The 10,064-nt window shown below is 73.8% G+C and carries 10 protein-coding genes and 1 tRNA gene; 6 read left to right on the top strand and 5 right to left on the bottom strand.

What is annotated here, in order from left to right; translation table 11 throughout:
• Positions 1-48 precede the first annotated feature (48 nt).
• The 6 genes from fdxH (at position 49) to BLW17_RS14425 (ending at position 6,267) form a co-directional block, all read left to right on the top strand.
• Positions 49-1,209, top strand: a complete 1,161-nt coding sequence (fdxH, locus tag BLW17_RS14450) for a formate dehydrogenase subunit beta (protein WP_244507337.1) — start codon at positions 49-51, stop codon at positions 1,207-1,209.
• The gene (locus BLW17_RS14445; RefSeq protein ID WP_052171704.1) at positions 1,209-1,895 is read left to right on the top strand and encodes a formate dehydrogenase subunit gamma; all 687 of its coding nucleotides are present in this window, start codon (positions 1,209-1,211) and stop codon (positions 1,893-1,895) included. Before fdxH ends, BLW17_RS14445 begins: the two co-directional genes overlap by 1 nt.
• Positions 1,896-1,933: 38 nt before the next feature.
• The gene (fdhE, locus tag BLW17_RS14440; RefSeq protein WP_036732372.1) at positions 1,934-2,872 is read left to right on the top strand and encodes a formate dehydrogenase accessory protein FdhE; all 939 of its coding nucleotides are present in this window, start codon (positions 1,934-1,936) and stop codon (positions 2,870-2,872) included.
• 4 nt (positions 2,873-2,876) lie between these two features.
• Positions 2,877-4,244: an L-seryl-tRNA(Sec) selenium transferase gene (selA, locus tag BLW17_RS14435; protein ID WP_036732370.1), complete on the top strand. Its 1,368-nt coding sequence runs from the start codon at positions 2,877-2,879 to the stop codon at positions 4,242-4,244.
• On the top strand, positions 4,241-6,151 hold the full coding sequence (gene selB, locus BLW17_RS14430; RefSeq protein ID WP_036732368.1) for a selenocysteine-specific translation elongation factor: 1,911 nt from the start codon (positions 4,241-4,243) through the stop codon (positions 6,149-6,151). The genes selA and selB overlap by 4 nt, the downstream gene beginning before the upstream one ends.
• A 20-nt stretch (positions 6,152-6,171) precedes the next feature.
• Positions 6,172-6,267 (top strand) — tRNA-Sec (locus tag BLW17_RS14425).
• Positions 6,268-6,333: 66 nt separating this feature from the next.
• Here the strand turns inward: BLW17_RS14425 and BLW17_RS14420 are convergent.
• The 5 genes from BLW17_RS14420 to BLW17_RS14400 form a co-directional block, all read right to left on the bottom strand.
• Positions 6,334-7,242 carry a hypothetical protein gene (locus tag BLW17_RS14420; protein WP_074826950.1) on the bottom strand — a complete coding sequence of 303 codons (909 nt, stop codon included), beginning with the start codon at positions 7,240-7,242 and terminating at the stop codon, positions 6,334-6,336.
• 103 nt (positions 7,243-7,345) lie between these two features.
• Positions 7,346-7,945: a hypothetical protein gene (locus tag BLW17_RS14415; RefSeq protein WP_036732366.1), complete on the bottom strand. Its 600-nt coding sequence runs from the start codon at positions 7,943-7,945 to the stop codon at positions 7,346-7,348.
• Positions 7,945-8,745 carry an ABC transporter permease gene (locus BLW17_RS14410; protein WP_036732364.1) on the bottom strand — a complete coding sequence of 267 codons (801 nt, stop codon included), beginning with the start codon at positions 8,743-8,745 and terminating at the stop codon, positions 7,945-7,947. The genes BLW17_RS14415 and BLW17_RS14410 overlap by 1 nt, the downstream gene beginning before the upstream one ends.
• Entirely contained in the window at positions 8,742-9,488 is a 747-nt protein-coding gene (locus tag BLW17_RS14405; protein ID WP_036732362.1) for an ABC transporter ATP-binding protein, read from the bottom strand. Before BLW17_RS14405 ends, BLW17_RS14410 begins: the two co-directional genes overlap by 4 nt.
• Positions 9,488-10,048, bottom strand: a complete 561-nt coding sequence (locus BLW17_RS14400) for a cupredoxin domain-containing protein (RefSeq protein ID WP_036732360.1) — start codon at positions 10,046-10,048, stop codon at positions 9,488-9,490. The genes BLW17_RS14405 and BLW17_RS14400 overlap by 1 nt, the downstream gene beginning before the upstream one ends.
• Positions 10,049-10,064: the final 16 nt, after the last annotated feature.

Genomic DNA, 10,064 nt, shown 5'->3' with positions numbered 1-10,064 from the left:
CAAGGCGTTCCTCGTCAACATCGAACCCAGCGTGGGGGAGGCCGTGTCATGACCACTCCGACCGACACCACGATGACGACCACTCCGGCGACGGCAGCCGGGGCGGCTCCCGTGACGGCTCCTGCCGTCACGGCCGCCCCGGCGACGGCGGCGGCCCCCTCAGGCAACGCCACCACGGGGCCGGCGGTCACGACCGCGACGACCCCGATCCCGACCCACAACTCGCCCCCCAACATGGCGATGATGAACCCGCCGGTGCAGCCGGGCACCGCGGTGCTGGGCCAGGCGGCGGTGGTGCGGTCCTCGGCCGGCGGGCCGGTGGCCGAGAACCCGACGCCGCTCGACGCGGTGGCGAAGCTGATCGACATCTCGAAGTGCATCGGCTGCAAGGCCTGCCAGTCGGCCTGCGCCGAGTGGAACGACACGCACCCCGAGATCGGCGTGAACGTGGGGGTCTATGAGAACCCCCACGACCTCACCGCCGAGATGTGGACGCTGATGCGCTTTGCGGAATACGACAACCCGGACACCGGCAACTTCGAGTGGCTGATCCGCAAGGACGGCTGCATGCACTGCGAAGACCCGGGCTGCCTCAAGGCGTGCCCGGCGCCGGGCGCGATCGTCAAGTATTCCAACGGGATCGTGGACTTCATCAGCGACAACTGCATCGGCTGCGGCTACTGCATCTCGGGCTGTCCGTTCGACATCCCGCGGCTCAACGCCAACCATGTGGTCAAGAAGTGCACCCTCTGCTCGGACCGGGTGGCGGTGGGGCAAGGCCCGGCCTGCGCCAAGGCCTGCCCGACGCAGGCGATCACCTTCGGCACGAAAGAGGACATGAAGACCCTCGCCGCCGAGCGGATCGAGGATCTGCGCGGGCGCGGCTACGCCGATGCGGGGCTCTATGACCCGCAGGGCGTGGGCGGGACGCACGTGATGTATGTCCTGCAGCACGCCGACCGGCCGCATATCTACAACGATCTGCCGGACGATCCGTCGATCTCGGGCGTGGTCTCGACGTGGAAGGGCAACGCCAAGCCCGTGGGTCTGGCGGCGGTCGGTCTGGCCGCCGTGGGCGCGGCGGCGATGGCGGTGTTCCACCGCGGCAACCGCGTCACGGTCGAGGATGAGCGCGAGGCCCAGCAGATGGTGCGCGAAGAGATCGGGACGGCGCCCGCGCCGACCGTGGACGACAGGGGTCAGGTGTGATGGCAGGACGCGAGTTTTCGGAATCCACCGACAAGATCCTGAGCCTGCGCCCGGTCGAGGTCCGCCGCTACGTGACCTTCACCCGGATCAACCACTGGTTCACGGCGATCTGCTTCATCCTGCTGATGCTGTCGGGCTTCGCCCTGTTCAGCCCGGCACTTTACGGGCTGACGGGGCTTTTCGGCGGCGGGCAGACCACGCGCTGGCTGCATCCCTTCATCGGGATCGCGCTGTCGGTCAGCTTCCTCGGGATGTTCGTGCAGCTCGTGCACCTCAACATCCTGCGGCGCGAGGACCTCGTCTGGACCTCGCAGATCGGCGACGTGATCGCGGGGCACGAAGAGCGCCTGCCGGAACTCGGCAAGTACAACTTCGGGCAGAAGACCGTGTTCTGGGGGATGTTCTGGCTGATCCTCGCGCTGCTGATCTCGGGGATCATGATGTGGGTGCAGTACTTCCCCACCCTCGTCTCGATCGAGACGCGGCGGATCGCCATCCTCGTCCATTCCATCTCGGCGGTGCTGATCGTGCTGGTGTTCATCCTGCACGTCTTTGCCGCGGTGTGGACGCAGGGCACGATCCGGGCGATGACCCGCGGCACCGTCACCGGCGGCTGGTCTTGGCGCCATCACCGCAAATGGCTGCGGGAACTGGCTAGACGCCAGACCTCGAAACCGGCAGAGTAACCCTTCGCCCGTGGCCGGTCCGGCCCGACGGAGGAACGATGACCGATCCGATCCAGCCCAGACCCGACATGATCGGCGGCGTCCCGACGCCGCCGCTTGCCATTCTGCCCAAGCTGCCCGCGCTCTTCACCCACCGCGCCGAGCGGCTGGCGTTCCTGGCCGAGGGGTCCAACCTCGGGCCGTATCTCGGCTTCCTTGCCGCGCTGGCGCAGGTGCAGGCGCGGCTGGCCGAGGCGCTGCCGCCGCTTCCCCCGCTCGACCCCGACCACGTGGCGCAGGCCCGCGCCGCCCGGATGCCGCCCGTCGACCGGCAGGCCGAGGCCGATGACGAGGCCCTCGGCGGCACGCTCGATGCGCTGATCGCGGCGGCGCGCGAGATCGAGATGCCGGCGCCCGCGCGGCTGGCGCTCGACGCGCTGGCCGCCGCCGGGCCCGAGGACCGCGCTTGGCTGATCGGCAACGTCATGGCCGACGACATCCCCGCCGACAGCGCCGCCCCGCATCTCTTCGTCGCGGCGGCGGTGCAGACCCACCTCGCCCGCCGCGCGGCGGGGCTGGACGCCGCGGCGCTGGTGCCGATCCGCACCGGCGTCTGCCCGGTCTGCGGCGGGCGGGCCTGCGCCTCGGTGGTGACCGGGATCATGGGCGCGGAGGGCGCGCGCTACGCTGCCTGCGCCGGCTGCCAGACGCTGTGGAACGAGGTGCGGGTCAAGTGCCTGTGCTGCGGCGAGAACGGCAAGATCGGCTTTCAGGCGGTCAGCGACGGCTCGGGCACCGCCGATGCCGACGGGACCGGCGCGCAGATCAAGGCCGAGACCTGCGGCGACTGCGGCCAGTGGGTCAAGCAGATGGCGCAGAACCGCAACCCCTCGCTCGACCCGGTGGCCGACGACGTGGCCTCGCTGGGCCTCGACGCGCTGATGCGCGACAGCGAATGGCGGCGCGGCGGCTTCAACCCCTTCCTCATCGGATACTGACCCGGTGGAGGCGTTCCGCGCCCTGCCCTCGGTGGACCGGCTGCTCGGCGCCCCCGCCGGCGCGGCGCTGGTCGCCGCCCACGGCCGCCAGGCCGCGACCGAGGCGCTGCGCGTGGCGCTGGACGCCGCCCGCGCGGCCGTGCGGGCGGGCGGCGCGGCTCCCGACGCCGAGGCGATCACGGCCGAGGCCCGCGCCGCGCTCGATGCCGCCGCGCGCACCGCGCTGCGCCCGGTGCTGAACCTGACCGGCACGGTACTGCACACCAATCTGGGCCGGGCGCTGCTGGCCGAGGCCGCCGTCGCCGCCGCGACCGACGCCATGCGCGCGCCGCTGGCGCTGGAATACGACCTCACCACCGGCGCCCGCGGCGAGCGCGACGACCACATCGCGCCGCTGATCTGCGCCCTGACCGGGGCCGAGGCCGCCACGGTCGTCAACAACAACGCCGCCGCGGTGCTCATCGCCCTCAACACCCTGGCCGAGGGGCGCGCGGCCATCGTTTCGCGCGGGGAGCTGGTCGAGATCGGCGGCGCCTTCCGCATCCCCGACATCATGGCGCGCGCGGGCGTGCGACTGGTCGAGGTCGGCACCACCAACCGCACCCACCCCCGCGACTACCGCGCCGCCGTGGGGGCGGACACCGCGCTGATGCTCAAGGTCCATCCGTCGAACTACCGCATCGAGGGTTTCACCCGCAGCGTCGCCGCCCCCGAACTCGCCGCCATCGCCGCCGAGGCGGGGGTGCCGCTGATGAACGACCTCGGCTCGGGGACGCTGGTCGACATGACCCGCTGGGGCCTGCCCGCCGAGCCCACGGTGCGGGCGGCGGTGGCCGAAGGGGCGGACCTCGTGACCTTCTCGGGTGACAAGCTTCTGGGCGGCCCGCAGGCCGGGTTCATCGTCGGGCGCGCCGACCTGATCGCGCGGATCAACCGCAACCCGCTTAAGCGCGCCCTGCGGGTGGACAAGATCCGGCTTGCGGCGATCGAGGCGACGCTGCGCCTCTATCTCGACCCCGACCGGCTGGCCGAACGGCTGCCGACTCTGCGGCTGCTGACGCGGCCCGAGGCCGAAATCCGCGCCCAGGCCGAGCGGCTGGCACCCGCCGTGGCGCGGCTACTGCCGGGCCACGTGGTCACGGTCGAACCCTGCGCGAGCCAGATCGGCTCGGGCGCCCTGCCGGTCGAGACGCTTCCCTCGGCGGCGCTGGCGATCCGGGCCGAGGACGGCGCCGGCGACGCGCCCGAGCGGCTGGCCGCACGACTGCGCGCCGGGGACCGCCCGGTGATCGGGCGCATCCGCGAGGGCGCGCTGATCCTCGACCTGCGCTGCCTTTTGGATGACGGCGCGCTGCTGGCCGCGCTGGCATGATCGTCGGGACGGCCGGGCATATCGACCACGGCAAGACGGCGCTCGTCCGCGCGCTGACCGGCGTCGATGCCGACCGGCTGGCCGAGGAAAAATCGCGCGGCATCACCATCGAGCTGGGGTTTGCCTATGCCGACCTCGGCGGCGGCGGGATCACCGGCTTCGTCGACGTGCCGGGGCACGAGCGGTTGGTCCACACCATGCTCGCCGGCGCGGGGGGCATCGACCTGGCGCTGCTGGTGGTGGCCGCCGACGACGGGGTGATGCCGCAGACGCGCGAGCATCTGGCGATCCTCGACCTGCTGGGCGTGCACCGCGGCATCGTCGCGCTGAGCAAGGCCGACCTTGCCGATGCCGAGCGGCGGGCGGCGGTGACGGGCGAGATCGCGGCGCTGCTCGCCGGCACGGGGCTGGCGGGCGCGCCGGTGATCCCGGTCTCGGCGGTCACGGGCGAGGGGGTCGGGGCGCTGACCGCCGCGCTGGCCGCGGCCGAGGCCGCCACCACGGCGCGCCGCACCGACGCGCGGTTCCGGCTGAGCGTGGACCGCAGCTTCACGCTCAAGGGCACCGGGACGGTGGTCACGGGGACGGTGGCCGCGGGGCGGGTGGCGGTGGGGGATACGGTGGTGCTCTCGCCCTCGGGGCGGGTGGCGCGGGTGCGGGGCATCCACGCCCAGAACCGCCCGGCGGCCGAGGGGCGCGCGGGCCAGCGCTGCGCGCTGAACCTCGCGGGCGACGGCATCGCGCCCGACGCCATCCCGCGTGGCGAGGTGGTGGGCGACCCGGCCCTGCACGCGCCGACCGACCGGATCGACACGCGGCTGCGGGTGCTGGGGTCCGAGCCGAAGCCGGTGGGCACGTGGTTCCCGGCCCGGCTGCACGCCGGCGCGGTCGAGGTCGGCGCCCGGGTGGTGCCGCTGGGCGATCCGCTGAACCCCGGCGCGGCGGGGCTGGTGCAGCTCGTGCTCGACCGCCCCATCGCGGCGGTGGTGGGCGAGGCTTACGTGCTGCGCGATGTCTCGGCCCGGCGGACCATCGGCGGGGGGCAGTTCCTTGACCTGCGCGCCCCCGCCCGGCGGCGGCGGACGCCCGAGCGCCGCGCGCTGCTTGAGGCCGCGGCGCACCCCGACCCCGCCGCGGCGCTGGCGGGGATGCTGGCGGTGGCGCCCCATGTGGTCGATCTCGACGGCTTCATCCGCGACCGCGGGCTGGGCGAGGCCGCCGCCGCGCGGCTGGCCCAGGGCGTCGCCGTGCTGGACGGCCCGCCGCGGCTGGCGCTGGCGCCGGAGACGCTGGCCCAGCTCTCCGACGCCGCTGAGGCGGCACTGGCCGCGTTCCACGACGAAACGCCCGAGATGCAGGGGCTGGGGCGCGAGCGGCTGCGGCTGGCGCTGACCCCGCGGCTGCCGAAGCCGGGCTTCGCGGCCTTCATCGCCGGGCGCATCGCGGCGGGCGCGATGGTGGCCGAGGGCAGCTTTCTGCGCCTGCCCGGCCATGTCGCGCGGATGTCGCCCGAGGACGAGGCGCTGCTGGCCCGCGCCCTGCCCGAACTGGCAGGCGAGGCCCGGTTCCGCCCCCCGCGGGTGCGCGACATGGCGACGGCATGGGAGGTGCCCGAGGCCGACCTGCGCCGCGCGCTCAAGTCGGCCGCGCGGCAGGGGCGCGTGGACCAGATCCGCCACGACCATTTCTTCCTGCGCGCCACCACCGCCGAGATGGTGGCGATCATCGCCGAGGTTCAGGCCGCCGCGCCCGATGGCTGGGTGACCGCGGCGGCGTTCCGCGACCGGGTCCAGAACGGCCGCAAGGTGGCCATCGAGATCCTCGACTTCTATGATCGGCAGGGCGTCACCTTGCGCCGCGGCGATTTGCGGCGCATCAATCCCCATCGCGCCGACCTGTTCGGCTAGGCTCCGCGCGGGCCGCGACTGGAGGAGAATCGTCCCCGGTGGGGCGGCCGGACTTCAAATCCGGTTGGGGCAGCGCGCCTGTCCCGGGTGGGTTCGACTCCCATTCTCCTCCGCCAGTCCCCTTCCCGAAACGACGACGCCCCGCCGGTGAGGGCGGGGCGCAGCATCATCTGGCGGGCGGTTCAGCCGTTGAGGTCGAGCCCACGGGCGGTCGGCGGCTGCCAGGTCTTGGACTCGGGCACGGCGCCCGCGGTGTTGGTCCCGATCTGCGAGCCGCCGGTGCCGCCGGTCCAGCCGGTCGAGCCGGCGCTGCCCGGGGCGGTGCCGTCGGCGGCGCCCTGCGCGGGGGCGGTCGCCGCGGTCGCCACGCCCGAGGCGGCGGCGCCGGCGGTCGCGTCCTGCTGCTCGGCCCCGGCGGTCGCCTGGTCCGAGGGGGGCTGGATGGCCGCCGCTGCGGACGAGCCGGCGGCGACCTGCTGGCCGTCGGGCGTGGTCACGGCGGGGGTGTCGGGCGCGACGCCCGCGGGCGTGGTCGCCGTGGCGGTCGCGGTGCCGTCGGTGGCAGAAGCCTGCGGGCCGGGCTGTTCCGAGGCCGTCGCCGCGGCGGGTTGGGCCGCGTCGGGGACCGGGGCGGCCAGCGCCTCTTGCGTGGTGGCGGGGGTCGGGGTCTGGACGGGCTCGGTCGGGACGCCCTCGGCAGTCATGCCGGGGGCGGTCGCACCGGTCACCTCGGGCGGCGGGGCGACGGACCCTGCGCCCGCGTCGGCCTGCGCCGCGGCCACCGCCGGCGGCGGGGCGAGGTCGGCCTTCAGGCCATCCGAGGCGGCCGGGGCCGGGGTCTCGGCCGCGGCCACGGATGCCGGCGGCGCGGGCGCGGGGGTGACCGCCGGCGCGGCCACAGGCGCGGGCGCCGGGGTGGTCGCCGTCACGGCGGGGGGTTTCGGGATCTCCTGCGTCGCCGTGACCGCCGGGGGCGGGGCGAGGTCCGCGGGCGGCGCGGTGATCGGCACGCTATAGGTCGAGACGCTCTGCGCCAGCGCCGGCGCCCCGGCCAGCAGCAGGGCGAGCAGCGGATAGGTCAGTCTGGTCATCGCACGCTCCCTCGTCGGCGGCGCCGCGGCGGGCGCCCCTCGTCCCACGTTATCCTGCGCCGCCCGGCGCGTCACCTGTTCATCCGCGCACCGCGTCGGACGCTCATTCGGGCGGCAGGCCCGCGGCCAGCGCCCGGCCCAGCGCGAACAGCCGCTGTTCCAGGATCACCGGCGTCTCACAGACATAGGTCAGGCTCTGCTGGCGGTCGGTGAACACCCGCTGATCCCAGTCGAGCGCCTTTTCCTCGGCGTCGATGGCGTCGAAATCGGGCTTGTCCGCGGCCTCGAGCGTGGCCATCCGCGCGCGGCGCGCCTGCACCTGCGCGGCCAGCGCCACCTGCTTGTGGCCATAGCGCGAGATGCCGTCCATCAGCAGGCTGCGCTGCCGGTCGATGCGCTCGAACAGCGCCTGCATCAGCGCGGTGCGCGCCGCGGGGTCGCGGCCCTCGGCGAAGGCGGCGATCTCGGCCTCGGCGTCCACGACGGGCAGGCGGCGCTGCGCGAGCCGGTCGGCCAGCGCGGCGATTTCGGTTGAGGCGGCCAGCGCCGCGGTCCCCGCGTCGGGCTGCGGCCCGGTCCAGACCTGCCCCAGCGACAGATGCGGCTGGCGCGGCTGGATGCAGGGCCAGTCGGGCGTCGCCTGCGCGGCCATCGCCGCAACGGGCGCCAACGCCACGAGAGCCGCCATGAAACTGCGTCGCATCATCCCCCTCCCTTCCGGCGGGCGCCGGGGCCGCGGGCCGGGTCATACATCGCCACCGCGCCCAGAAAGAACACCGCAAGGCATCCCGCCACGACCCCAAGGGACAGCCAGTTGACCTCGAGGTAAAGCGCAAAGCGGATCAGCTCCACCGCATGGGTGAAGGGGTTGATGGCGCAGATGTCGTGCAGCAGCGTCGAGGATTCCCGCATCCGCCACAGCGGGTAGAGCGCGGTCGAGGCGAAGAACATCGGGAAGATGACGAAGTTCATCACCCCGGCGAAGTTCTCGAGCTGGCGGATGGCCGAGGAGAGGAACAGCCCCAGCGCCCCGAGCATCAGCCCCGACAGCACCAGCGCCGGCAGCACGGCGAGATAGCCGAGGACCGGCGGGCGCACGTCCCAGAGCCAGGCGATGGCGAGGAAGGCGTAGACCTGCAGGATCGAGACCATCACCCCCGCCACGAGCTTGGACCCCAGCAGGAACCAGCGCGGCCAGGGGCTGACGAGCAGCGTGCGCATCGCCCCCGTCTCGCGGTCGTAGACTATCGACAGCGACGACTGCATCCCGTTGAAGAGCTGGATCATCGCGCAGAGGCCGGGGGTCACGTAGACCTCGTAGAGGACATAGGTCTGGTAGGGTGGGGTGATCGACAGCCCGAGGACCGAGCGGAAGCCGGCGGCGAAGATGAAGAGCCACACGAGCGGCCGCACCAGCGCCGCGAGGAACCGCCCCCGCTGGTTGACGAAGCGCAGCGCCTCGCGCCGGGCGATGCCGAGAAAGACGGTGGCGGTGCCGCTCATGTTGCCCCCCCGGCCGAGACCCCGGTCAGCGTCAGGAAGGCGCGGGTCAGGTCGCCGTCCGGCGCGGCCTCGGCTGCGGTGCCGTCGAAGAGCACCCGGCCGCGGTGCAGGATCACCAGCCGGTCGGCTGGCGCGATCTCGTCGAGGATATGCGTGGCCCAGAGCGCGGAGACCCCGCGCTCGGCGATCAGCCGTCGGGTCAGCGCCAGCACCTCGGCCCGGGACTTGACGTCGAGGCCCACGGTCGGCTCGTCCAGCAGCAGAAGCTCGGGGCGGTGCATGAGCGCGCGGGCGATCTCGGCCCGGCGCACCTGCCCGCCCGAGAGCGCGTTCACCCGGTCGTCCACCCGGCCCGCGAGGTCGACCTGCGCCAGCACCTCGCCCAGCCGCGCCCGCGCGGCCGCCCGCCCGATCCCGTGCAGGGCTGCGTGATACATCAGGTTCTGCCGCACCGTCAGGTCGGCGTCGAGCGCGCGGCTCTGGAACACCACCCCCAGCCGCGCCAGCGCCGCCCCGGGATCGCGGCGCAGGTCGTGGCCCGCGACCCGGATCGTGCCGCTGCGGTTGGCGTAAAGCCGGGTGACGAGGTTGAAGAGCGTGGTCTTGCCCGCCCCGTTCACCCCCAGAAGCGCCGTCATCCCGCCCCGCGGCACGGTCAGGGACACGTCGTCCAGCGCCGTGACCGCGCCGAAGGCGTGGCTGACGCCGGTGACTTCGAGGGCCGGGGGGGCGGTCTGCGGCATCAGCGGATGGTGAACACGGCCTGCTGGCTTTCGCCGCGCGCGCCGGGGACCGACAGGACATAGCGCCCCGGCACGATCGCCACGAAGGTCAGCCGCGCGGTGCCGGCCGCGTCGAACTCGAGCGAGTGGACCCCCATCGGGCGGACCTCGATGTCGTTCACCACGATCTCGTCCACCCACACGGCGCGGAAGAAATCCCCGCCCGAGAGCGCCAGCTCCTGACTGCCGTCGGCGGTGATCTCGATCCGGTAGTAGCCGCCGGATTGCAGCGTGTATTCGCCCTGCGCCAGCGGCTTCCCGGCGGCAAGCGTGAGGGGCGGCAGGTCCTCGCGGTTGGCGCGCGAGAGGATGCCCGAGGGGCCGTAGTCGTGGTGCCGCGGGGCCGCCGCCGCCACGGGCGCCGCGGGCGAGCCGTCGTCGTCATCCTCGGCGTCATCGGCCGGCGTGGGGGCGGTCGCCGGCGCGGTTGCCGCCGGTTGGGCTTCCGGGGCGGTCGTCTGCGCGACCGCGGGGGTCAGCAGCACACAGGCGAGCAAGGCGGCGAGGGTGAGGCGGGTCATCGGCTGGTCCTTTCCG

It is taken from the genome of Paracoccus sanguinis (genome assembly GCF_900106665.1).
GTDB classification, from domain to species: Bacteria; Pseudomonadota; Alphaproteobacteria; order Rhodobacterales; family Rhodobacteraceae; genus Paracoccus; species Paracoccus panacisoli.
The sequence above is the reverse complement of the archived record's forward strand: the minus strand, read 5'-3'. Positions and strand labels throughout refer to the sequence as shown.